This window comes from Pseudomaricurvus sp. HS19 (assembly GCF_009857815.1).
Lineage (GTDB): Bacteria > Pseudomonadota > Gammaproteobacteria > Pseudomonadales > Cellvibrionaceae > Pseudomaricurvus.
Map to the genome: position 1 here is coordinate 1,366,768 of NZ_WVVW01000001.1, position 23,245 is coordinate 1,390,012.

Annotated in this window: 19 protein-coding genes; 5 read left to right on the plus strand and 14 right to left on the minus strand. The window is 58.4% G+C overall.

Going from position 1 to position 23,245, the window contains the following annotated elements; all coding sequences use genetic code 11:
* The first annotated feature begins 17 nt into the window (after positions 1 to 17).
* Positions 18 to 1,286: an HlyC/CorC family transporter gene (locus tag GSF27_RS06135; protein WP_160966716.1), complete on the plus strand. Its 1,269-nt coding sequence runs from the start codon at positions 18 to 20 to the stop codon at positions 1,284 to 1,286.
* A gap of 127 nt (positions 1,287 to 1,413) precedes the next feature.
* Positions 1,414 to 1,779 carry an STAS/SEC14 domain-containing protein gene (locus GSF27_RS06140; RefSeq protein WP_160966718.1) on the plus strand — a complete coding sequence of 122 codons (366 nt, stop codon included), beginning with the start codon at positions 1,414 to 1,416 and terminating at the stop codon, positions 1,777 to 1,779.
* A 110-nt stretch (positions 1,780 to 1,889) separates the two neighbouring features.
* Here the strand turns inward: GSF27_RS06140 and GSF27_RS06145 are convergent, their stop codons facing one another.
* Both GSF27_RS06145 and GSF27_RS06150 read right to left on the minus strand, forming a co-directional pair.
* Positions 1,890 to 2,885: a HupE/UreJ family protein gene (locus GSF27_RS06145; RefSeq protein WP_237457352.1), complete on the minus strand. Its 996-nt coding sequence runs from the start codon at positions 2,883 to 2,885 to the stop codon at positions 1,890 to 1,892.
* Positions 2,882 to 3,721, minus strand: coding sequence for a peptidyl-prolyl cis-trans isomerase (locus GSF27_RS06150; RefSeq protein WP_160966720.1), 840 nt, complete (start codon positions 3,719 to 3,721; stop codon positions 2,882 to 2,884). The genes GSF27_RS06145 and GSF27_RS06150 overlap by 4 nt, the downstream gene beginning before the upstream one ends.
* Positions 3,722 to 4,033: 312 nt before the next feature.
* Here GSF27_RS06150 and GSF27_RS06155 point away from each other — a divergent pair, with 312 nt between their 5' ends.
* Positions 4,034 to 5,986, plus strand: coding sequence for a DUF3604 domain-containing protein (locus tag GSF27_RS06155; RefSeq protein WP_160966722.1), 1,953 nt, complete (start codon positions 4,034 to 4,036; stop codon positions 5,984 to 5,986).
* Between the two features lie 228 nt (positions 5,987 to 6,214).
* On the opposite strand, the gene GSF27_RS06160 is transcribed toward GSF27_RS06155, so the two are convergent.
* From GSF27_RS06160 to GSF27_RS06180, 5 genes are all read right to left on the minus strand, one after another.
* Positions 6,215 to 7,270: a glycosyltransferase family 4 protein gene (locus GSF27_RS06160; RefSeq protein ID WP_160966724.1), complete on the minus strand. Its 1,056-nt coding sequence runs from the start codon at positions 7,268 to 7,270 to the stop codon at positions 6,215 to 6,217.
* A gap of 375 nt (positions 7,271 to 7,645) precedes the next feature.
* Positions 7,646 to 8,437: an enoyl-CoA hydratase/isomerase family protein gene (locus tag GSF27_RS06165; RefSeq protein WP_160966726.1), complete on the minus strand. Its 792-nt coding sequence runs from the start codon at positions 8,435 to 8,437 to the stop codon at positions 7,646 to 7,648.
* Between the two features lie 310 nt (positions 8,438 to 8,747).
* A complete protein-coding gene (locus GSF27_RS06170; protein ID WP_160966728.1) occupies positions 8,748 to 9,518 on the minus strand; it encodes an SDR family NAD(P)-dependent oxidoreductase in 771 nt (256 codons plus the stop codon).
* 165 nt (positions 9,519 to 9,683) lie between these two features.
* Positions 9,684 to 11,849 (minus strand): 3-hydroxyacyl-CoA dehydrogenase NAD-binding domain-containing protein, encoded by a 2,166-nt coding sequence (locus GSF27_RS06175; RefSeq protein WP_160966730.1) that lies wholly within the window; start codon positions 11,847 to 11,849, stop codon positions 9,684 to 9,686.
* Positions 11,850 to 11,883: 34 nt separating this feature from the next.
* On the minus strand, positions 11,884 to 13,092 hold the full coding sequence (locus tag GSF27_RS06180; RefSeq protein WP_160966732.1) for an acetyl-CoA C-acetyltransferase: 1,209 nt from the start codon (positions 13,090 to 13,092) through the stop codon (positions 11,884 to 11,886).
* A 258-nt stretch (positions 13,093 to 13,350) separates the two neighbouring features.
* Here GSF27_RS06180 and GSF27_RS06185 point away from each other — a divergent pair, with 258 nt between their 5' ends.
* Positions 13,351 to 14,376 carry an AraC family transcriptional regulator gene (locus GSF27_RS06185; protein WP_160966734.1) on the plus strand — a complete coding sequence of 342 codons (1,026 nt, stop codon included), beginning with the start codon at positions 13,351 to 13,353 and terminating at the stop codon, positions 14,374 to 14,376.
* A gap of 184 nt (positions 14,377 to 14,560) precedes the next feature.
* A complete protein-coding gene (locus tag GSF27_RS06190; protein ID WP_160966736.1) occupies positions 14,561 to 14,947 on the plus strand; it encodes a hypothetical protein in 387 nt (128 codons plus the stop codon).
* A 118-nt stretch (positions 14,948 to 15,065) separates the two neighbouring features.
* On the opposite strand, the gene GSF27_RS06195 is transcribed toward GSF27_RS06190, so the two are convergent.
* Genes GSF27_RS06195 through GSF27_RS06225 form a run of 7 tightly spaced genes read right to left on the minus strand, consistent with a single transcriptional unit; the run spans position 15,066 to position 22,872 of the window.
* Positions 15,066 to 16,391: a DUF58 domain-containing protein gene (locus GSF27_RS06195; protein ID WP_160966738.1), complete on the minus strand. Its 1,326-nt coding sequence runs from the start codon at positions 16,389 to 16,391 to the stop codon at positions 15,066 to 15,068.
* Entirely contained in the window at positions 16,388 to 17,383 is a 996-nt protein-coding gene (locus GSF27_RS06200; protein WP_160966740.1) for a MoxR family ATPase, read from the minus strand. The genes GSF27_RS06195 and GSF27_RS06200 overlap by 4 nt, the downstream gene beginning before the upstream one ends.
* Positions 17,380 to 18,822, minus strand: a complete 1,443-nt coding sequence (locus tag GSF27_RS06205; protein WP_160966742.1) for a DUF4350 domain-containing protein — start codon at positions 18,820 to 18,822, stop codon at positions 17,380 to 17,382. The genes GSF27_RS06200 and GSF27_RS06205 overlap by 4 nt, the downstream gene beginning before the upstream one ends.
* Positions 18,812 to 20,422, minus strand: coding sequence for a hypothetical protein (locus GSF27_RS06210; RefSeq protein WP_160966744.1), 1,611 nt, complete (start codon positions 20,420 to 20,422; stop codon positions 18,812 to 18,814). The genes GSF27_RS06205 and GSF27_RS06210 overlap by 11 nt, the downstream gene beginning before the upstream one ends.
* The gene (locus GSF27_RS06215; RefSeq protein WP_160966746.1) at positions 20,412 to 21,365 is read right to left on the minus strand and encodes a stage II sporulation protein M; all 954 of its coding nucleotides are present in this window, start codon (positions 21,363 to 21,365) and stop codon (positions 20,412 to 20,414) included. Before GSF27_RS06215 ends, GSF27_RS06210 begins: the two co-directional genes overlap by 11 nt.
* A complete protein-coding gene (locus GSF27_RS06220) occupies positions 21,362 to 22,057 on the minus strand; it encodes an RDD family protein (protein WP_160966748.1) in 696 nt (231 codons plus the stop codon). The genes GSF27_RS06215 and GSF27_RS06220 overlap by 4 nt, the downstream gene beginning before the upstream one ends.
* 26 nt (positions 22,058 to 22,083) lie before the next feature.
* A complete protein-coding gene (locus GSF27_RS06225; RefSeq protein WP_160966750.1) occupies positions 22,084 to 22,872 on the minus strand; it encodes a hypothetical protein in 789 nt (262 codons plus the stop codon).
* Between the last annotated feature and the right edge of the window lie 373 nt (positions 22,873 to 23,245).

A 23,245-nucleotide genomic window follows, 5' to 3' on the forward strand; every position in this document is an offset into this window, starting at 1 on the left:
ACAGGCACTTACCCCCTTTGAACGACGTTCCCCTTGGCCTTCTGTTTGGAATCCTGGCCTCCCTGATCGTGCTGTCGGCGTTTTTCTCCAGCTCCGAAACCGGCATGATGTCCCTCAACCGCTACCGACTCAAACACCTGGCGAAGAATAATCACCACGGTGCGCAGCGCGCGTCCCGCCTGCTGGAACGACCCGACCGCCTGATTGGCGTGATCCTGATTGGTAACAACCTGGTCAACAACTTTGCCGCGGCGCTGGCCACGGTAATAGCCGTGCGCCTCTACGGTGAGGGGGCCATTGCTGCCGCCAGCGTCCTGCTCACCCTGGTGATGCTGATCCTGGCCGAAGTGACGCCGAAAACCATGGCGGCGCTCTATCCCGAGAAAATTGCCTTCCCCGCCAGCCTGATCCTCAAGCCCCTGCTGTGGGTACTCTACCCCGTGGTATGGATGGTCAATGGCGTATCCAACTCACTGGCGCGACTGTTTGGTGTCGACCCCCAGCAGGTGAGTACCACTGAACTGCTGCACCCGGATGAACTGCGCACCGCCGTGGATGAACATGGCGACCTGATTCCCGACCAGCACCAGGGTATCCTGCTGAACGTGCTGGACCTGGAAAAGTCGACGGTGGAAGACATTATGATTCCCCGCAACGAAGTGGTCGGCCTGAACCTGGAAGATGATATCGAGACCCTGCTGAAAGAGATCCGCACCGCGGACTACACCCGTCTGCCGGTCTACGAAGGGGATATCAACAACATCGTTGGCATCCTGCACCTGCGTAATGCCGCACGCTTTATCTACGGCGACGACACCTCCGTCACACACGAGGCCATACGCCGCTTTACCCACGACCCCTACTTCATTCCCGAAGGCACCCCGCTGCACACCCAGCTGATGCACTTCCAGAAGCAGAAGAGCCGCATGGCCATCGTCGTGGACGAGTACGGTGATATTCAGGGCATTATCACCATGGAAGACCTGCTGGAGGAGATCGTCGGTGACTTCACCACCAACTCCGCCGAAGACGAGAACCCGGAAATCACCGATCTCGAGCAGGGCTGGTACATGATCGAGGGCGGCACCTCCATCCGCGACATCAACCGCCACGCCGGCTGGGACCTGCCCACTGACGGTCCCAAGACGCTTAACGGCCTGATCCTTGAGCAACTGGAAAACATTCCAGCCGGTAATATCGGCCTGCGCCTTGGTAACTACTACATCGAGACCCTGAGCCTGTCCGGCAAGATGGTGGAAATGGCGAAAATGCAAGCCTTCCGCTGAGGGCTTGCCAATAACCCTCAGGCACCACTCACGACATATAAACCGGCAACTACTCCCTCCCGACGAAGCACCCCCCTCCCCCAAACCGCTATACTCGCAGGATGCTATTTCCTGCGAGGCAGCGCTTATGTTTACGGTAGAACGGCTGGATGACCATACCCTTACCATGACCCTCAGCGGCAAGCTGGATAAGGAACAGATGATCAGAGCCCTGGACGACCTGGAAGCCCAGTCCCGGGGTATTGAGAATGGCAAAATGCTCTACGACATTGTTGAGTTTCATATGCCATCACTGGCGGCAATTGCCATTGAGTTTTCACGCCTGCCACGCATGCTCAAGCTTATCGGTCAATTCTCGCGTGCCGCCGTGCTCACTGACAAAACCTGGCTGCAAACCATGAGTGAATGGGAAGGCAAACTGATGCCGGGACTGGAAATCAAAGCTTTTGAGCGCCATCAGCGAGAGGCGGCCGAACTTTGGCTCAACTCTTAACCCGCAAGTTCAACAGAGAGCCCCCGTCCAGCCAACACACAACCTGAAGAACTGCTTATGCCCCTGGATGAACGGCTCACCCCGTGAAGCTATCGGCGACGCGCTGGACATCATCCCCAGAAAGCCGCTGTTCGCTCAACCGTCCAGAAAGCCGCCAGAATGCCAATCACATACACCGTAGCCGGTTTGATCAGCACCGGCACAGGCAGGCGCAAGCGCCGCACCAGCTGCAGGCAGGAGAGCACAACCCCGACAAACAGCAGTTGACCGATTTCCACACCCACATTAAAAAACAGCAGAGCCGCCGGGATATCCGTTTGCGGCAATCCAATCTCTCCCAGTGCGGCCGCAAACCCGAGGCCGTGCAACAGCCCAAACGAGAAGGCCACCAGCCATGGGCGGCGCTCGGTGAGTCCGGGATGACCACGATGTGAGCGCAGGATCTCTGTGGCCACAAACAGGATGCTCAGGGCGATGCAGGCCTCTACAGGTGGCACTGGCACATGCATCAGATTGAGGGAAGCCAGACTCAGGGTAATGCTGTGAGCAATGGTAAAGGCGGTTATGGTCCACACCAGCTTGCGGGTACTGTTTACCAGCAGCAGAAGAACCAATACAAACAGCAGGTGGTCCACCCCGATCAGGATGTGCTCGACTCCCAGCACGAAGTAGGTCATCACCACCTGACCCAGCCCTGCCCGCGCCTCGACCGTGTACGATGGCGCCTCCGGTACCAGGCGGTGAATCAGCGACGTGCCATCCAGGTACTCAATGCGCAGCAGCACCTCCGTCGCAACCTCTGGCAGCCCGGCAACAGTTATAACAACACCAGCCAGCCCCCCGGGACGTTGTATCATCCAGCTCTGCAGGTAGGCATTCCCGACCAATCCGCCCAACGGCTTATCCGCCACAGCAACGCTGGAGTCAAATACCGGCGTCAGCCCGGCCATCTGCCGCTGACTGCTGGCCGGCACCTTCCACAGCACCTGGTACAGCTCAGGCTGGCGTTCGGTAATTTGCAGAAAAGCGGGCCGGATCTCATCCGCCTGCAGAGGCATTGACCACAGGGATACCAGCAGCAACCAGCCAATGACGCTACGCATCATATGCGACCATCCCGGTCAGCCTCGATAACTACCGTGTACTGACGCCTCAGGTTATCGATCATGGCAGCTTTCACTTCCCGGCTCTTGTTGTCCTGCCAATCACGCTGCAGTGCATCACGCACTTCCGCCAGTTCCGGCAGGCGGGGCGGAACCACAGCCGTCAGCCTTACCAGATGCATGCCCAGCCCGGACGCCACCGGCTGCCACTGGTTCAACGCCAGCTCTTCGACCCCCTGCGCGAACGCCTCACCAAAGGTAGCCTTCATCCGGTAGGCAGGTACCTGGCGATAGCTGCGCTCCAGCAGGCTGCGATCCCCAACCACCTCGGACCCATCCAGCAACTGCTGCTGCAGGTCCTGCAAATATTGTTGCCACTGCGCCTCCGGTCCGTCGGTATTGATGTAGACCTGCTCAAAACTGAACAGGGCATCCAGCTGGTAACGACTGCGATGCGCTTGCAGGAATTGGGTCAACTCTGCATCAGACGGTGGCGACAAGGCCGATGCGTCGAGAGAGATAAATTCCATTTTCTGACTCAGGCGCCGGCGAATCACGCCATCACCCGCATCCAGCCCCAGGGCCATGGCCTGCCGGTAGAGCACCTCCTCGGTGACGAAACTGTCCACCAGTCCGGCCAGCTCCTGCTGAGTGGGCTCCCGTTGCCAGGTGCTCATAAAGCGTTGTCGCAGCTGCTGTATGCGGGCCTGATCCACCACAATGGTGGTGTCGTCCACAAAGGCATCGGGATTGAGGTAACTGTACAAAGCGAACAGCGCCACACCGGCGACTGCAAAATGTACCAAAGGCTCCCGGAGCCAGAGTTTTGGATTGAACATGGGGCTTCCCTGTGACTGACACTTAAACGGGTTTACACAAGCGCAGAACCCGCTATCAAACAGACCTCACTGTTGGGAAAGCCCCGTGCGATGTCAACCACAAACACCAATCCCGTTGCGGGAGCCTTGTTTGTCAGGCCAGCCTACCCCGCCTCCTGCTCCCCGTACCGACCGGCGCCGCCAGGGTATATGAAATACCAGACCTGTCGGTGCCGGAATTATCTGCTATCTTCAGAGCCATACCGACAAAAGGAAGGCCGCCGCAGTGAGCCTGTAACCCGGCCCAAGCGCATACCATACAGAGGGATTTTTATGATCAGCCTGCGAACCTCCCGTCATGCCGCCTTGCTGCTGGCCGCACTGGGCAGCGTGTTACTGGCCGCCTGTGGTTCCGACCAGAAAGGGTCAGACAAGGACACATCTGCAGCACCTGCCTCAAGCAGGCCTGAACCGGAACTCATCACCCCGACCCGCCCGGTGCGCAACCCGTTGATGGACGCCTATTTCGGCGAACTGCACCTGCACACGGCTTACTCGCTGGATGCCTATATATTTGGCAACACCATGAACGACCCCTTTACCGCCTATCGCTTTGCCAAGGGTGAAGAGGTAGCTCTGCCCACCGGCATTGCCAAGCGCATCCGCAAGCCGCTGGATTTTGCCGCCGTTACCGACCACTCGGAAGCACTGGGTGAATACGAGATCTGTACCAACCCGGCGCAGGACAACTACGACTCCGACACTTGCGTGGGCATCCGCAACTTCAAAATGCAAACCTTCCAGCAGCTGTTTTCCGGTATGGCCGTTACACCACCCGCACGGCTGGCTGACATCTGTGGAGAGGGCGGCAGTGAATGCCTGAATGCCATAGCCCCACCCTGGCAGCGTATTCAGCAAGCTGCCAACGAAAACTACCAGCCGGGTAAATTTACCTCGTTTGTTGCCTACGAGTTTTCTGCCAACGCCCCCGAAGGCCAGGGCGGCATGATGCACCGCAACGTTATCTTCCGCAGTGACAGCGTGCCCGACACGGTTTTCTCGGCCTTTGAAGGCACTGGCGAGGATCTGCAGGTGTGGCTGGAACAGAACTGCACCGACGACTGCCAGGTGCTGACCATCCCCCACAACCCCAACTTCTACTGGGGTCGACTCTACTGGGGCAAGAACAGCGATGGCAGCGAGTGGACCGACGAGCAGGTGGAGCGCCGCACCCGCTACGACCGACTGGTGGAGATTATGCAGATCAAGGGCAACTCCGAATGCCAGACCGGTATCATGACCACCGATGAAGAGTGTAACTTTGAAACGGTGTTCCAGCCCTGCCCTGAAGGCGAGAACGCCGGCTGCAGCAATGAGTACGCCATGGTACGTAACGGCCTCAAGCTTGGCCTGCAACAGCAAGCCGAAAACGGCATCAATCCCTTCAAACAGGGCTTCGCCGGCGGCACCGACAACCACAACGGCACCCCCAGCGATACCGCCGAAAACGATTTTGAAGGCCACTACGCCAACAACGATGGCACCCCGGAAGTGCGCCTGGGACTGAAAGCCAACCCCACCGCTGAAGCCATGGGCATGAGTGGCGATGACGACCCCACCCGCCTCTACAACCCCGGCGCCATCACCGGCGTGTGGGCCGAGAGCAATACCCGCGAAGACATCTGGGACGCGCTTTATCGTAAAGAGACCTTCGCCACCAGCGGCACCCGCATCAAGGTGCGGATGTTTGCAGGCTTCGAACTGCCGGACGATCTCTACCAGCAGGAGAACTGGGTAAGCACCGCCTACGCCAGCGGTGTGCCCCAGGGCGGCGATCTGGGCAGTGCAACGGAAGGCCAGGCTCCCAACCTGGTGGTATGGGCCCAGCGCGACCCGGACAGCGCCCCGCTGGCGAAGATGCAGATCATCAAAGGCTGGCGTTCGGCGGATAACGAATTGCACGAGATGACTTACGACGTCGCCTGCTCTGGCGGCGCCTCACCGGATCCTGCAACCCATCGCTGCCCCGACAATGGCGCCACCGTGGACCTCAACGACTGCACCATCAGCACCGACAAGGGTGCCAGTGAATTGGCAGCCACCTGGCAAGACCCGCAGTTCAACGCTGGCGAGCACGCCTTTTACTACGCCCGTGTACTGGAGAACCCGGTTTGTCGCTGGAGTATGTACGATGCAAAGAAAGCCGGCGTAGAACACCCGGCGGATCTGCCCAAAACCATCAGGGAGCGGGCCTGGTCTTCGCCCATCTGGTATACACCAAACTGATCACGAAGCACCTTAATTACCCGATCTAAAAACAGCCCGACGTAAAAAAGAAACCGCCGTTTGGCGGTTTCTTTTTTCGCTTCTTAAAGCATGCAACCGCAATTGCACTCGCTACTGGTTAATCTCTGTGTTCAGCGGTGAATGAGGAGAGTGACGACACTCTTCGGTCAGGAATCCACGTCCGAAACCACTATCTCCAGCACCCCCCGGATGAATTGTTCACCACTCTTAACCTTTGGAGCGGGAGCCCTTGACGCGCTGATAGAACTCAAGCGTTTGGCCCGCCAGACGATCCCAATCATAAGCCGACAAATCCACCTCACCCTGACCGGCACCGGAACCCACCCATGCAAGTGCGTCACCCAACGCCTGCGCTGAAAACTCACCTTCATAGGTTAGAACCCAATCCGGGTGCCGCTCCTGAAGCTCAAGAAACGCTCCCTGTGCCGGCCCCAGCACCGGGACATTCAGGGACAAGGCATAAAGTGCAGCGCCGGAATTGGAAACCCGCCGGTAGGGCAAGGCAATCAAATCAGATGCGAACACAAAGTTCGACATTTCATCTTCATCAAGTGCGCGATTAATGTACCTGATCCTGTCATTTCCCTGAACGGCACGCTCTATTTCGCCCTCAAGGGTTTTGGACCAGGACCTTCCTGCAATAACCAACACGGTGTTCTGCGGAGACAGTTCATTAAACACCCGGATCAATTGCAACGTATTTTTGTAACCGCGGATAAGGCCGTAGTGGCCAATCAGACACTGCCCCGCCCCTACCCCCAACTGACGCCGGCTCTCCTCTGCTGACTGTGAGCAATTTACGACATCCCGATAGTGACCATGGGGCACTACCGCACTTGGCTTGGCCGCTAATGCCGAATGTATGGACTCACATTGGCTGCGCCCGGTCTCCGACATGTAGAGACAACCATCGACCAGATAGGTAAGCACACGATAAAAGACCGCGGTGGACAGCCGGGAAGCATGCTTCTCATGAGGGAGCGCATTGTGGACAGTCCAGACAATCGGAATTTTTCTACGCTTATAGTTTGCCAGGGTAAACAGAAACCGCAGCAACGCCTTTTTATTCTGGCGTTTATTAAGTTTACGCAGAAATCGTTCCGGCCAATGCAGGTGAACCACATCGGCGACCACTGTTTCCGGGGTATCAGTAATATCGTAGATCTCAGCGCCTCGCGCGCGAAGCGATCCGTAAAACAGCTTCAGGTAAGGATTACTTTTCAGGTCAACAGTTTCTGTGACTAAGGATTTTATTGGGCTCATAGGATCAGGATAGACATTTTCAACGGGGCTCCAGCTCCGGGAACCACAGCATTACAACCAATGAAACAGAAACCGTTCCGCTCTGCGGATTAGACTTCACGTCCCGGGCAAACCCTCTGACTTCCGCCCGGCGATAAGGCTCTACCACGCGAATACTGTTGTTCGTGGCGCCAGCCCCGGCAGGCAACCATACAGTCAAAGCACTTTGGAGGACAACCACTTACAGAAGGCAAGCGTTGTATTTGAGACACACAGACAGGCTAAATAAGAAAGCCTTTTAGTTGAGGAGAAGGTTCCGGTCAATGGCACATCCAATACCACCCACCGGAACCAGTGATTACCGGCCTGCTGAACAGGCGGATAACCAAAGCCCTGTCAGCGCCCCTTGAACTGCGGTTTACGCTTCTCGAAGAAAGCCGCCCCGCCCTCGCGGAAGTCGTCGCTCTGGAAGCAGATATCCTGGCACTGGGACTCACGATCCATGATCTGGTCAAAGGTGGAGGTCTGGGACTCCTGGATCAGCTTCTTGGAGAAGGTCAGGGTGTAAGGCGCCTGCTCCGCCAGTTGCTGTGCCCAGGCTTTGGCCTCGGACAGCAGTGACTCAGCCGGTACCACACGGTTGGCCAGGCCCCAACGCTCACAGTCCGCTGCCGGCAGGCGCTGGGAGAAGGCGATCATCTCATAGGCTTTCTTGTTGCCCAGCGCGTTTTGCAGCAGTTTGTGGGTGCCTCCATCCGGCACCAGGCCAATTGCGCCAAAGGCAGAGTAGAGGAAGGAGTCCTCGGCCATGATCATCAGGTCACAGGCCATGGCCAGTGCACCACCGATGCCTGCCGCCGCGCCCTGTACCACACTGATCACCGGCTTGGTGTTCTTGGTGATGGACTGCAGCATGGGCGTGTATTCGCTGTTGATCAGGCTGGTAACAAAGCCGGGATCTTCCGGGGGGGGCAGCATCTCCTGCAGGTCAGCACCGGCACAGAAACCCTTGCCATTACCGGCCAGCATAATCACCCGCACATCGGTATCAAAATCCGCCTTGCGCATGGCTTCCACAAACTCACGGCGCAGGGTGCGGTTGAGTGAGTTGCGGGATTCGGGACGGTTCAGCGTGATGATGGCAACGGCGCCATCCAGCTCGTAAGTCAAAGTTTCGAAGTTGCTCATGGTGTGGTCCTTGTTATTTAGGCTCTCGGTGAGCGACACACTGCGAAGGAAAGAGGCCCGTTAACTGGTGGGCCTTTCAACAATCCTTGCCGTCATGGCGAGGAGCGCTTTCAGCTCCGCAGCAAAACGGTGAATTGCCAGAGGGTAAGAGAGGGGGGGGGCGGGCCATCCACTTACGGCACCCTGTAACCTGCAACGCCTCTGACATGGATCGCCGCGCTGCGCTCGCGATGACGACACTGGAATTTGTTGCATCCAGGAGGCCCGCAACATTGCGGGCCTCCTGTTCAGTCCACGATCAATCGCAAACTTACTTGGGCTGCATGCGGATGGCCGCATCCAGACGCACGGTTTCGCCGTTCATGTAGTCGTTCTCGACAATGTGCAGAGCCAGCTTGGCGATCTCTGCGGTTTTGCCCAGACGACGTGGGAACACGGTAGAAGCTTCCAGTGCCTTGTAGTAGGACTCTTCGATAGTGTCGAACAGTGGGGTATGGATCAGGCCGGGAGCAATAGTGTTTACACGGATGCCGTAAGGCTCCAGTTCACGAGCCATTGGCAGGGTCATGCCCACAACAGCGCCTTTGGTGGCAGAGTAAGCCACCTGGCCGATCTGGCCTTCGAACGCCGCGACAGATGCTGTGTTGATGATCACACCACGACAGCCGTCTTCGTTCACAGGCTCGTTCTTGGCGATCTGCTCAGCCGCAAGGCGGGCCACGTTGAAAGTACCTACCTGGTTGATCATGACGATCTTCATGTACAGGTCCAGTGGGTGCGGACCTTTCTTGCCGTAGGTTTTGCACGCAGGGCCGATGCCAGCGTAGTTGTTCACAATGTGCAGGGCACCGAACTTGTCCATCACGCCATTGATGCCGGCCTGCACAGACTCTTCGCTGGAAACGTCAACCTTGAAAAAAGCCACGTTATCACCCAGCTCAGAAGCTACCTGGGTGCCCAGCTCTTCGTTCATGTCGAAAATGGCAACGTTGGCACCCTTGGAGGCGTACAGTTCTACAGTCGCGCGGCCCAGACCGGAAGCACCACCGGTAACAATCGCTGTTTTACCTTGAATATCCATTGTTTTCTCCTGTTGTTTCTTGCGCCTTGTCAGGCACAGATTTCAAATCAAAATGACCTATCCCAACCACCGTCATTCCCGCGCGGGCGGGAATCCACAGCTCGTCCAAAATTCACTTCTGGCCTCACCATGGGTTCCCGTTTTCACGGGAACGACAGGACACTATTAAACCAGCAGCTCACCGGCAGCCAGCTTCTCACTCAGGATCGCCGGTACCGCAAAGCGCTCGCCATAGGCTGCTTCCAGCTCTTTGGCGCGGGCGATAAAGGCCGCAATGCCAATCTCGCCATTGTACTCGTAGGTATTCACCACCTGAATGAAACCGCCGGTCCAGGCCGGTGCGGCAATGCCCAGCATGGAGCCCACATTACCTTCGGCCACAGAACGCAGTACGCCCTCTTGCAGGCATTTCAGGGTCTCAATTACCTGACGGAACAGCAGGCGATCCTGCATGTCGGCTTGCGGCAGGTCAGCGCCCTCTTTGCCGTACAGTTCCGCCAGCTGGCCCCAGGGCTGCTTCACATCACCGTACTCGAAGAAACCGCCGCCGTGGTGACGGCCGCCGCGGCCAAACTCGTTGACCATGGTCTCGGCCACTTCGGTGGCCACGCTGTAATCCATCTTGGCACCGAACACACCCATTTCACGGTGAGTAGCGGCCATCTTGCGGATCAGCTCCTGACTGATTTCGTCGTACACGGTCAGCGGGCCCACGGCCATGCCGATGTACTTGCCCATGTTGTCGATCAGTACCGGGCTCAGGCCCTCTTTCAACAGGCGCACACCCTCGTCCAGGTAGGTAACGAAGACACGGGTAGTAAAGAAGCCCAGGGAGTCGTTGACCACGATTGGGGTCTTGCGAATCTGACGGGTGAAGTCGATGGCTTTCGCCAGCGCTTCATCGCTGGTCTTCTCGCCCATGATGATTTCCACCAGTGGCATTTTGTCCACCGGGGAGAAGAAGTGAATACCGATAAAGTTATCCGGGCGCACACTGGCTTCCGCCAACTCGGAAATAGGCAGTGAAGAGGTGTTGGAGCCAAACACGACGCCTTCGCCCAGATGTGCTTCCGCCTCTTTGGTAACCTGTGCTTTCAGTTCCTTGTTCTCGAACACGGCTTCCACGATCAGGTCACAGCCCGCCAGGTCAGCGTAATCGGCAGACGGCGTGATCAGGCCCAGAACACGTTCCTGGTCTTCAGCCGTCATACGGCCCTTCTCAACCTGCTTGCCCAGCAGCTTGGCACTGTAGGCTTTACCTTTTTCGGCGGCTTCCACGCTGATGTCTTTCAGTACCACCTGGATGCCAGCCGTAGCCGCACTGTAGGCAATGCCCTGGCCCATCATGCCGGCACCAAGAATACCCAGCTTCTTCACTTCGGAAGGCGCCACATCTTTCGGACGGGCAGCACCGCCGTTAACGGCGTTCATCTGGAAGAAGCCGGCGGTGATGGTGTTCTTGGCTTCCTTGGTGGTCAGCAGGTAGGCCAGGCCACGGGACTCCTGACGCATAGCGGATTCAAAACCGCTGCACATGGCTTCGCTGGCCACCTGCAGAATCTGCTCGGGGGCAGGCAGCAGGCCGCGGGTTTTCTTGAACACGGTGCCCACAGCGAGGGACAGGGTCTGGCCATTCACCGGATTCCAGACATCGCCACCGGGGATCTTGTGGCCGCTTACATCCCAGGGCTGGGCCCAGGCTTCGGGGTTGGCCTTGATCCACGCTTTGGCAGCCGGTACCAGGTCTTCAGCGTTGGCCACCAGCTCATCCACATAGCCCACTTTGGCCGCTTTGGCAGCCGGCATTCTGGCGCCTTCCAGCAACAGCGGCAGCGCGTTCACCAGACCCAGCATATGGATGGAGCGCACCACACCACCGGCACCTGGCAACAGGCCCAGGGTCACTTCCGGCAGGCCGATAATCACTTTGGGGGAGTCCCAGGCGATGCGACGATTACAGGCCAGGCAGATCTCCAGGCCACCGCCCAGCGCGGCGCCGTTGATCGCAGCCACCACAGGCACCTGCAGCTTTTCCCAGCGACGCAGGGGCGCTTTCAGCTCGTCCTCGATCATGCGGTAGGCAGACTCTTCCTCTCCCTTGGGGATGGAGGAGAGTTCCTTCAGGTCACCACCGGCAAAGAAGGTCTTTTTGGCAGAGGCAATCACCACACCGGTGAGGCCCGCTTCCGCTTCCAGCTTGTCCGCCACTGCTTTCATGGCGTTGCGGAACTGGACGTTCATGGAGTTAACGGGACCGTCCATATCCATGGTGATGGTAACGATACCGTCAGCGTCTTTTTCGTAGTTGAAACCGTGAATATTCTCACTCATGACTAATAACCCTTATTCTGTCGCTATCGTTGACTTACACGCGCTCGATGATGGTGGCGATACCCATACCGCCGCCCACACACAGAGCGACCATGCCGCGCTGCAGGTCACGACGCTCCAGTTCGTCCAGCAGGGTACCGACCAGCATGCCACCGGTAGCACCCAGCGGGTGACCCATGGCGATGGCACCGCCGTTGACGTTGACGATATCGTGGGACACGTCCAGATCCTGCATAAAGCGCAGAACGATAGAGGCGAAGGCTTCGTTCACTTCGAACAGGTCGATGTCTTTTGCTGTCAGGCCGGCCTTGGCCAGCGCTTTCTTCGCAGCAGGTCCCGGGCCGGTCAGCATAATGGTGGGCTCGGTAGCCAGTACCGCTGCAGAAATGATGCGGGCGCGGGGCTTCAGGCCCAGGTCCTTACCGGCCTTCTCGCTGCCAACCAGAACTGCCGAGGAACCGTCCACAATACCGGAGGAGTTACCGGCGGTGTGGACGTGATCGATGGCCATCAGGTCGGGGTACTTTTTCAGCACCATGTCGTCGAAACCCATGGCGCCCAGGGGCGCGAATACCGGCTTCAGACCACTCAGGGTCTCTACGGTGGTACCGGGACGGATGAATTCATCTTTGGCCAGGATCGGCAGGCCATTGAGGTCTTTCACCGCCACTACCGACTTGTCGAAGTAGCCATTGTCGCGGGCGAAGGCAGCGCGCTTCTGGGACTCGGCGGCGTAAGTGTCCACAACGGTACGGCTCCAGCCGCCAATGGTGGCGATGGTGTCAGCGCCAATGCCCTGGGGCACGATGCTGTCATTGAGAATCATCTCGGGGTCGTTCAGCCAGGCCCCGCCGGAGGCACCCATGGGCACGCGGGACATGGACTCCACACCACCAGCCACGATCAAGTCTTCCCAGCCGGACGCAATCTTCTGCGCGGCCATGTTGACGGCTTCCAGGCCGGAGGCACAGAAACGGTCGATCTGCACACCGGGGATACTCTCGTCCCAGTTGGCAAACTGCACAATGTGCTTGGCCACATCGCCGCCCTGCTCACCGGCCGGGGTAACACAGCCCATGATCACGTCGTCTACGTAGCTGGTGTCCAGGTTGTGGCGCTGTTGCAGCTCGGTCAGCAGGCCGGCACCCAGGGAGACGGGTTTGACTTCGTTCAGGGAGCCGCTTTGCTTGCCGGCACCCCGGGGGGTTCGAATCGCATCGTAGATGTATGCAGTGTGTGGCATCTCGGTGTCCTGTTGTTATGAGTGGAGAACGCGCATAGGCGAAGGCCGTCAGGAGCAGCCCCATGGGCAGAGGCGTGATTGTGACTCGGCCCACCACCCTATGCAATACGTGCATTTTGGGCACTATTCTGCCGCCAGATCGCCACAAAACAAGGATATTAGCGGACAAAAATTGACATTTTATCCCTCAGGAACCAGCATTGGCGTGTGAATAGACTGACTTTTTGACCCTTGGTGACCATTTACAGGTACTAGCCGATGCAGGAAATCTCCATTGCCCGCGACTTCCTGGAAGATATCCTCCTGCATGCCCGCCGTCAGGGGCTGGATACCCAGCGGCTGCTGCAGCGGGCAGGTATCGCCCCGGGGATGATGCAGCAGCGACAGGCACGCTTTACCGCCGAGCAATACACCAGCCTGCAAACAGTCACCATGCGCGAGATGAACGATGAGATGCTGGGCTACTGTCGCCGCCCCAGTAAAATCGGCACCTGGTCGGCGGTGTGCCACTGGATGATCCTGTGCCGCAACCTGAGCCAGGCGCTGAAGCGTTTCTGTTACTTCTACAGCATTTCCGAGTGTGCTTTTCAGGTAACGGTGAACAGTCGTGATGAAGAGCTGCACATCACCATTACCCCCTGGCATAACGACGACGTGGTTGGCCCCTACGGGTACATCCACTTTATCTACGCTCTCTACAAAGTGCTCTGCTGGCTCAGCGAGGAGCAGCTGCCCATGCTGGCCGTGCACCTCCCCTACCCGGCCCCCAAGGCACACAAGGAGTACCGGGCGATCTTTCCCGGCGCGCAACTGCTGTTCGATCAACCCGCAGGCGTTCTGGTGCTGCCGAGGCGTATCCGCGAACTGCCCATCAAGCAGACACCGGAGAGCCTGGTGCGCTTTCTTCGCAACCCCCTGCTGAATATCGTCATCAACGACTACAGCCAACAGACCTGGACCGGCCGCACCCGGGCGCTGCTGCAGGACCAGCTCACCAACATCCCTACCCTGGAGCAGGTGGCGGGAGAGTTGGGCGTGCACTCGAAAAAACTGCGTCGCGAACTGGAGCAGGAGGGCATCAGTTACGGAGAACTCAAAAGCCAGTTACGACGCGACATGGCCATCCGCCTGCTGACCCGTACCAGGACATCCGTGGAGCAGATCGCCTACCTGACCGGCTTTGCCGAGACCAGCACCTTTACCCGCGCCTTCAAACGCTGGACCGGCACCACGCCCTTCAGTTATCGCAAACTGGGCAGTCACTCCCAGGCCGGAGAGCGCTGACCCGTGACCAGCGATTAAGGTCCTACGCACAACACCACCGTCGCAGTTTCCCGTACAACAGGAAGATAACGGGCCGGTGTCCCAGTCTCCCGCACACTGCCTTGCACAACAAATCCCTTGCGATACTATTGGCCTCCCATGTCAGGTAACGACATTATTTCCAACAACAAAAACAGGGATAACTATGAATAAACTGGTTCTGGGACTGACTCTGGCTTCACTCTCCGCGGCGGCAAACATGGCAACCGCCAACAACCTGTGCCTGCTCTCCGGCACGCCTGGTCCCGAGCACGGCTACGACGAGATCAAACGCGTAAAAGTGGCAAAGCGTGGCTATGGCAGCGTCAACGAGATGATTCCCCAACTTCTCAACAAGGCCCGGGGATTGGGGGCAGATGCCGTTATTAACTACAACGGTTCCCAGCGTTTCGGCTTCTGGCCATGGCAGTTTGTACGCCCAACCGCCACCGGCACCGCCATCAAGTGGAAGCAGGCCGCCAACGTGGATTGTGAAAGCATGGGGGGGACCTACAAAACCCAGCTGAACGGGCCTCTCACCACCGACGTCTGATAACCGGCGCCGCAGGGTCGCCGGTGCGAGCTGTCGCGCCGCTGATCCTGCAACAACACCAACATCCGATAACCCACCACGGATTAACTACACAAGCTACGCGGATTAGCCAGCCAGGCTATAAGCGGTGGGATTTTTTCAAGCGCAGGTATTCACTGGCCAGTTGAATCGGCAAGCTGCCCGGCAAGGTGTCGATCACCGAGACGCCACTGACCACCAACTGCTCCATGACCTTGCGACGTTCAGCCAGGTAGCCGTGAGTGGCGGCGTAGCCGAGGGCATCGTCAAACGTCGCAACCGGCGCTGCCATGACCTGGTCAAGAAATTCCTCGCGCATGGAGGCGACAACCACCTCGTGACGACGGGAAAGCAGCTTGGTGGCCGCCAGCAGATCCCCGTAATCTTCATCTCGCACATTGCTGACAATCACCACCAGCGCACGCTTGCGATGACGGCTGGAAAAATCTTCGGCCGCCTGAATAAAGTCGCTGTGAGCCGGTGTACTCTGCAGGTCGTAGACCCGGTTAAGCAGGAGCTTGATACCCTGGTCGCCCTTCACCGGACTGAGCCAGCGCTCACGCCCGGCGAAGCTCAGCAAGCCCACCGCGTCACCCTGGCGGAAGGCGATCCAGGAGGTCAGCAGTACCGCATTCAGGGCATGATCAAAGTGGCTGAGTTCCCCGTCCTTATGCCTCATGCGCCGACCGCAATCCAGCAGGAAAAAGATATCCTGATCGCGCTCGTCCTGATACTCGCGGGAGATAGGTTTTCTGTGTCTGGCGGAAGCCTTCCAGTCCACCTGCCGCAGGGCGTCTCCCTCAATGAAATTGCGCAGTTGCTTGAACTCCATGCCCTCTCCACGCGCAAGAGCCTGGTGTATACCCAACTGACGCATCCGCTGCTCCATATCGATCTCGGCGAGATAGCGGACAGGGGCAAAATCGGGATAGATTTTCAGTTCCAACTCATCCCCGGGGCGCACACGGTGCTGCCACAACCGCAACCGCGACCAGATCCTTGCCACCGGCCTCGCCAGCAACAGGTCGCCGCGCAACACCGGTGTCACGGTGTAGCTGAGGGTCTGTTCGGTACCCGCAGGCAACACCAGCCGAGCCGGCATGCCCTCGATCTTCAGCGCCGCCACCGGCGCCTCACTGATGTATAAATCCAGCTGGCGCGACAACGGGTTGGCAATGGTCATGGAGACGTGTGAAGGCACCCCCAGCGCCAGGGATCCCGGCAGCTGACGATGCACGGCAACAGACGCCAACGGGCCCGGCCGCAGGGCATCCACCGCAGCGACAAGCAGCAGCAACAGCCCGGCGATCCACCAGCCAGACACCCACCCATCCGGCAGCTGGCCGGCGTAACGCAGCCCGGCCAACACAGCCGCCGCCAGCACCCAGGTAGCTGCCGCGGCAAGGAGCAGTAAGGCTGGCCTCATTTCCTGGGGGCATCCACAGTATTGAACAGCTGCTCGAGCACCAGGTCTTCAGACTGCCCGTCAATTTCCATTTCCGTCGCCAACTGGATGCGGTGGCGCATGACCGGCCAGGCCATCTTCTTTACATCATCCGGCAAGACAAAGTTGGAACCACGCAGCAAGGCGTTGGCCCGGGCTGCCCGCAACAGCGCGATAGAGGCCCGGGGCCCGGCGCCACGCTGGATAGCCATACTCTCGCGACTGGCCCGCACCAGGCGCACGGCATAGTCGAGCACCTGATCGTCAATCTCTACCGACGCTGCCGCCGCCTGCAACGCCACCACCTGCGCGGCATCAAGAATGGCGTCGCCGGCGCCCGCGCTGAGCGAATCGGAAATATGGCCGGTAGTGATGGAACGAGCCAGTTGTACCTCGTCCTCGTGGCTGGGGTAGTCGATAAAAATTTTCATCAGGAAGCGATCCAGCTCCGCCTCCGGCAGCGGGTAGGTGCCCTCCTGCTCCAGCGGGTTCTGGGTAGCCAGTACCATAAACGGCGCTTCCAGTGCGCGGGATTTGCCCTCAATGGTCACCTGACGCTCCTGCATCACTTCCAGCAGTGCCGCCTGGGTTTTGGCCGGCGCCCGGTTGATCTCATCGGCCAGTAACAGATTGGTAAACACCGGACCGGCGCGCATACGGAAGGCGCCCTCCTTCATATCGTAGATAGCGTGACCGGTGATATCCGCAGGCATCAAATCAGGGGTGAATTGAATACGTTTAAAATCGCCGCTGAAGCACTGAGCCAGGGTTTGCACCAGCAGGGTCTTGCCCAATCCCGGCACGCCTTCGATCAGGATATGACCATTGGAGATCAGCGCGGTCAGCACCTGATCCACCACCTCCGTCTGCCCCAGGAGCACACTATTGAGGCGATCCTTCAGCCGGTTAACCACCTCGACAGCCTGCTCGAAGGTCATGGGTTCAGTCGCGGTGGGTGGGGATAAATCCATCATAATGTTGACCTGATTTTCTGTAGGGATTGAATCATGAGGGTGAACTGTTCCGCCTGTCTCACATCCCTGGCGGAGAGGGCAAACAGCACATGCTGCAAATCCACACCGCTGTGGGCGGCCAGGATACGGGCCCTTTCGGACTCGTTTGAGCTGGCATAGTGACGCAGCGTCATGGCGGCACGCCTGTCAATTTCAGCGCGGATGCTGGCCACCAGGGTGCCACTGTCATGGCGCTGCCAGTGGAAGCGGGCCACCGCATTGATATGCTCTGACAGTGAGCGCCTGGCGCTGACAGTGGCGGGAACAGGAGGCAGGAAGCGCCGCCCCCTGTAGATAAGCCACAGCGTAAGCCACACACAGAATGCGATGATCAGTTCGCTGGCCGAGCGCCAGGCCAGGGTAAACAGCGTCGGCATGCGATTGCCGGAGAGAAACCAGACGCTGCCCCTGTCGCCTGCCAGTATGCTTAACAGATAGGCGTTATCGAACGCCCCGATCTCGTCCGAATGCCAGAGATAGGCATCCGAGGTCACAGTGATCAATCCACGGCCCAGCTCAAACTGCATAAAGTGCACGCCTTTGTGGCTGCCAGCCCAGTAGAGGGGAACCATGCCCTCATACTCATTCTCAGCGGTACCGTCCAGGTACGGGTGCCTGAGACCCCGCCCGGGTGAAAAATGAATCCTCAGTCCTGCGTCGGCATCATCAAAGTAGAGCGTAGTGAGATGATCAGGATCCACATCCTCGTCAGGGGACAGGTCATCTTCCTTGGGCAACCCGGAGCCCTCCTCACTCCCGCTCTCGCGCCTGAGCAACCAGTCGCCAAGCGGGCGGTGATCTTTATGCCCGTGCGTAACACCGCCTGCACTGCTGTTGTCGGCAGTTGTCGCGTCCCGGTTCTGCTCTGCCGTTACCTGATCACTGACGTCGTGATGCATTACGGCATCCGTAAGGGAATCACCTTCCTGTGTCTGCCCCTCAGGAGCGCCACCCTCACCATCTGCCGCAAGCTCATCTTCGGCAGCGTGTTTCTCCGCGCAACCACAACCGGTCTCTTCGGTGGTAACGTCCAGCATCAACAGCAGCGGATCCGCCTCTTCATACAGGTTGCCACCGGCGCCAACCACCAGGTTGCCTCCGGCTTCCACCCAGGCCAGTAGTCGCTCCGCCTGTTGCGACGTCAGCAGCGCCCGCCCTTCTTCAATAAACAGCGTGTCCATCTCTTCCAGCGACACTGTGTCGTTGAGACTGTACAGGGAGTGCGCCGGAATACCCTGCCGCTGCAGGTACTGCTGCGCCGCCAGATACGGGTTGCGGATAGCTTCCGGGCCCCAACCACCATCCCGCTCCGTGCTGTAGCGCTCAAACAACGCGAGGAAGAGATAGACACATCCCAGCAGCGCCAGCCCGTTCACAATCCACAGGCTCTTACTCTTCATCGTCGAAAAGCTCCTGCCAACGGATACAAAGATGATCAACGACCTGAGCGCCAGGTTCACGGTGACCGTAGGCGAGGCTCTGCCAGAAACCGGTCAGCTCCTCGGTGAAACTGCTGAGAGCCACGTTGCCGCCCACCCGGACCAGGGCAACGCACTCGCCTTCTGTATGGCTGTCGTTGAACACAAAGCCGTGGTTATGCATTAACCCGGAGAGGGTGGAACGATAGAGCAGGCTGAGGGCCTGGCGAAAGTCACCTTCACGACTGTAGTGCCGCACCAGCCCCGGAATATCGTCGGGCAAACTCTCACGGCTCACTTCCAGGCCGAAGAGCATCTGCGGCGTCTCCGGACGCGGCTGGCGCTTATCCCGATAGGCGATTACCGCGTTGCGGATCTCACGGCGATAGAAGAACAGAAACAGCACCAGCAGCAGAGCCATTGTGGCCCACAGGAACACCTCTATCACCGCTGCCAGCCACTCCAGGTCCGGCTCGTCACTCTCCTCATCGGCTGGAGCCTCCACCGAGAGCACCCTGTCCAACCACTCAACCAGGGTCACAAACCACTGTGGCAGGACCGCATTCCCCTCTTCACTCTCCGCCGGCTTGAGCCGCCAGCCGCTGGTTTCCACCACCTCATGGAAATCTTCACCGGCGAGGGTCTGGTTGATTAGTGTCTTTGCCTCTGCCGCGCTGCCGACGATTGCCGGTGGCTTGCTGTCATTCGTTCTGTCAATGGTTCTATCAATGGTTGTCTTACCCGTCGCGGCTTCACCGGCCCCGGCAACCGCAATCTCCGGCACAGCCACCGACGCAATGCACAGAACCAGCAACAGCAGTGAAAGCAACGACGATAGCGGCCGGGCGAGATATTTTTTAACCAGGTGACGGAAGCGGATCTCTATATCCCACGCCTCCAGTTCAATACGGCGACTGATGTACAGGGCAAAGCCTGCAGCGATGTAGAACGGCGCCACCAGCGCCATGGCCAGCACCGCCAGGGCAAAAAATGCCCAGTCGGTAACCTGCTCATGGGCAAAGACGAACTTCATCACCCTCCAGGTGAACTCGTCCGGCACCATCATCTTCAGCAAGAACACCAGACCGCAGACAATCAACAGCTCCACGCCCAGGCCGATCACCGTGAGCCAGAACGCCGCCCCGGTATTCTGCCGGTGCAGCACACTCAAGCGCTGGCGTCCCCGCGGGCCGGAGAGTCCCTCAAGCAGGGTTACCGGCATATCAAAGGAACGATTGAAATTGAAGCGACGCCACAACAACCAGGGGATACAGCCCTTGCGCCAGAGCGAGAACAGGCCCGCCAAACACTGCCTGATGGTGATGGGCTCATCAAACAGCGCCTGACTGAGAAAATAGAGCGGCGCACGGTCCAGCAACGGCTTCAACCACCAGACAAGCAACACCGCATAACCCGGGCTGCCAGGCAGCAGCGCCACCGCCAGCGTCGTCAGCACCAGGCAGGGCAAGGCCCAACAGGCAAACAGGGGCCAGTACCAGCGCCGCGCCATCAGAAAGCCCAGGTCGATGGCTTCCCAGGAGGTGCGTAGCCGCGGCGCTATGGCAATGCGATCAAGTTCCAACGCGACGCCCCGCAAACAGCAAATAAGCGCCCAGGAGCAACCCCATCAAAGCACCAACGCCATACTTCAATAACAATGGCAGCTCCCGGCTGGAGGACCAGAAGGCTTCAATAAACGCGGCCACCACCAGCATCAGGGCTGCGCCATAGACAATCAGCACCGCCTCACGCCCCGCCATGCGTATGGCATCAGCCCGGCTGTGCGGGCCCGGCGCCACCAGCGAAAAGCCCAGCTTGAGGCCGGCGGCCCCGCAGAGCACGATGGCAGTCAGTTCAAACGCAGCGTGCCCACTGACAAACCCGTAGAAAGTCTCGATATAACCGAGCTGTGTGAGATACCCGGCGATGCTGCCGATGGAGAGCCCGTTAAACACCAGAAAAAAGATGGAACCGAGGCCAAAGAAAATACCCGCCGCAAAAGTGCGGAAACCAATGCCGATATTGTTGTAGATATAAAAGCCAAACATGGCGACATCGGTTCCCGATCCCCGCTCCCGCCCGAGCACCGGGGACTCGGGGTTATACATGCTTTCATAACTGTGTACCGAGGCGCTGTCTGCCACGCTGTAAATGAGCTCACTGTTGCTGTAGCAGCCAATGCCCATTACCAGTAACGGCAACAGGAAAAGTGCGGCGGCGATAAACACATAGCTGCGGTTACTGCGCACCACCGACGGGAACCCGGCCACCAGGAACCAGAGCAGGCTGCGGCGCAGGTTATTGTGATGGCGATAGAGTAAACGATGACCTTCCACCACCAGGCGATTCAGGTAATTGATGAGATACGGGGTATAGCGGCGCCCCTTGGCCACAGACAGGTGCTGGCAAACGGCCCGGTACCGGGCCGGAAAATCCGCCGTCAGCATATCCTCCGGCGACGCCAGCATTGCCTCAAGCTGCCGCCACTGTTCGGCGTGCTGATCCTCGAAGACTTGTTGTTTCAATCCCTGTCACCCAAAAGCCAATTACCAATACCATGCAGCCGTCCCACCGCTTCGTCACCCGTCACCGACGTGACCGGTGCCAGGATATCTGCCAGCTCCTTTTGCCGCTCTGCACTGATGTCGCCATGCCGCTGTGAGAAACCGATGACCGCGATCTGGTCTTCGGCCTCCAGCGGAAAATCAGGTGCCCTGCCCACCACCTTCGACAGTGGTTTCTGTGGGCGCTGCATGTCCTTGTAGATCACCAGGGTACCAGCAGCCAGATCGCCAAGGCGCCTGAATCCGGGAGTGACCACCATGGCAATGATCCCGCCCAGATACATAAACGGCAGGAAATCGGCAGTGCGTAAAAGATTGCGAATGATTGAGCTGTTCCAGGTGACAGGCGTCAGGTCATCGTTAACCACAACGATATTGAAAACCTGTTTTCCCGGCGTCTGCCCGCCGCGCATCACTTCAAAATAGACGGGGTAAAACCACTCAACCATAAAGACGAGAAACAGGAAAATACCCATGCCCGCCTCACCCAGAACGGCCAGCACGATGAAGATCACCAGGATGGCTGTAAAGCGGATCGCCAGGTCAAGCAGATAGGCCAGAACCCGGGGTACCGGGCCGGCCATCGAGGCTTCGAGATCGATACCCTCAGGGGTCTCCACCCGGTAACGGGTATCGATTTTCTCCGTCATCATCAGGAATAGTGCGCGGGAATACGGAGTTAAATAAGAACGGTGTCCTTCTCCGACTCAACACCGAACATATTGCGGTAGGCTATGCCGAGGGCAATCATCAGCAACGGGTAGGTCCAGATCAGCCCGATGCCGAGCGGGATCATACCGATCAGGTTGAACAGCGCCAGCACAAACATCAGCCCGAACATCGGGAACCAGTGTTTGGTAACTGCCTTGCGCGAGGTCTCCAGCGCTCGCCAGGGGGACATCTTTTTATCCACAACCAGATAGAGCGCCATGGAATAGGCAATGGACAGGTAAATGCCCGGAATTATCAGCAGCAAAAAGCCGATTACCAGTAATACATACATGAGGATCATGGTAATGCCCAGCGGCACTATCGCACGGTAATACTGCAGAATATCGGTGCTTTTCAGGGGGCCATCCACCGCTCGCCTCACCCCCATCATTCCCAGGCCAACCCAGAGCGGCGTGGTCACGAACATCAGTATCATCGATTCAATAAATGTTCCCGCCAACATGATCTCCAGCATGCCCGGGGCCCCGGCCGCTTCAGAGTAAATACCGGAATCGAGTCCGATGGCATGGAAGACAAACCGGAGCCCCACCACAACGGCGACATAGATAAGCATATAAATGAGCAGTGCCAGCTGAAACTTCCACTTGGTGCCGGACACACGCGCCCAGGCCTCACTGATGACTTCACTGGTCTGCAGGGAGTACTCCCCACGCAATGCGCTCTCGACCGAGCCCCGGGTTATATCCTGGGGTGCATCTGTCAATTGGGCTTGGGGGGCTTGGTATATCTCACTCACCAGGGATCTCCTTTTTATCCTTGTGATCTGAAGCAGAATTCGCGCGTCGACATGGCCACTGTCCAGGGGTCATGAAGTCCAGCCTGCTTCTATTGATTTTATGGGCTGGTGTGACTAACGGCCGCCTATTATGCACAATATCCACGTCGATAATGAGTGATACAACGCAATAAATTTCACTTTGAACGCCACAGTCCGTCCCCTGCCGCCCGTGCTGTTATCCGTTGAACCCCGGTCAGTCACACCCTGGCTTCAACGCACACTCTCATCCCCGGTTTCCCCTGTACCGTTGTATTGAGCTATCTTTAGTTTCAGATTCCAAACCAGCGGCTGGCCGCAGACGAAGCAGTAATGCTGGCTTGCACCTGCCGCC

Coding starts and splice junctions, on each gene's coding strand:
- GSF27_RS06200 (WP_160966740.1), bottom strand. CDS start 17,383: ATGATGGATTTATCCCCACCCACCGCGACTGAACCCATGACCTTCGAG.
- GSF27_RS06165 (WP_160966726.1), bottom strand. CDS start 8,437: ATGAGCAACTTCGAAACTTTGACTTACGAGCTGGATGGCGCCGTTGCC.
- GSF27_RS06175 (WP_160966730.1), bottom strand. CDS start 11,849: ATGAGTGAGAATATTCACGGTTTCAACTACGAAAAAGACGCTGACGGT.
- GSF27_RS06140 (WP_160966718.1), top strand. CDS start 1,414: ATGTTTACGGTAGAACGGCTGGATGACCATACCCTTACCATGACCCTC.
- GSF27_RS06180 (WP_160966732.1), bottom strand. CDS start 13,092: ATGCCACACACTGCATACATCTACGATGCGATTCGAACCCCCCGGGGT.
- GSF27_RS06190 (WP_160966736.1), top strand. CDS start 14,561: ATGAATAAACTGGTTCTGGGACTGACTCTGGCTTCACTCTCCGCGGCG.
- GSF27_RS06155 (WP_160966722.1), top strand. CDS start 4,034: ATGATCAGCCTGCGAACCTCCCGTCATGCCGCCTTGCTGCTGGCCGCA.
- GSF27_RS06150 (WP_160966720.1), bottom strand. CDS start 3,721: ATGTTCAATCCAAAACTCTGGCTCCGGGAGCCTTTGGTACATTTTGCA.
- GSF27_RS06170 (WP_160966728.1), bottom strand. CDS start 9,518: ATGGATATTCAAGGTAAAACAGCGATTGTTACCGGTGGTGCTTCCGGT.
- GSF27_RS06195 (WP_160966738.1), bottom strand. CDS start 16,391: ATGAGGCCAGCCTTACTGCTCCTTGCCGCGGCAGCTACCTGGGTGCTG.
- GSF27_RS06220 (WP_160966748.1), bottom strand. CDS start 22,057: ATGATGACGGAGAAAATCGATACCCGTTACCGGGTGGAGACCCCTGAG.
- GSF27_RS06160 (WP_160966724.1), bottom strand. CDS start 7,270: ATGAGCCCAATAAAATCCTTAGTCACAGAAACTGTTGACCTGAAAAGT.
- GSF27_RS06205 (WP_160966742.1), bottom strand. CDS start 18,822: ATGAAGAGTAAGAGCCTGTGGATTGTGAACGGGCTGGCGCTGCTGGGA.
- GSF27_RS06145 (WP_237457352.1), bottom strand. CDS start 2,885: ATGATGCGTAGCGTCATTGGCTGGTTGCTGCTGGTATCCCTGTGGTCA.
- GSF27_RS06185 (WP_160966734.1), top strand. CDS start 13,351: ATGCAGGAAATCTCCATTGCCCGCGACTTCCTGGAAGATATCCTCCTG.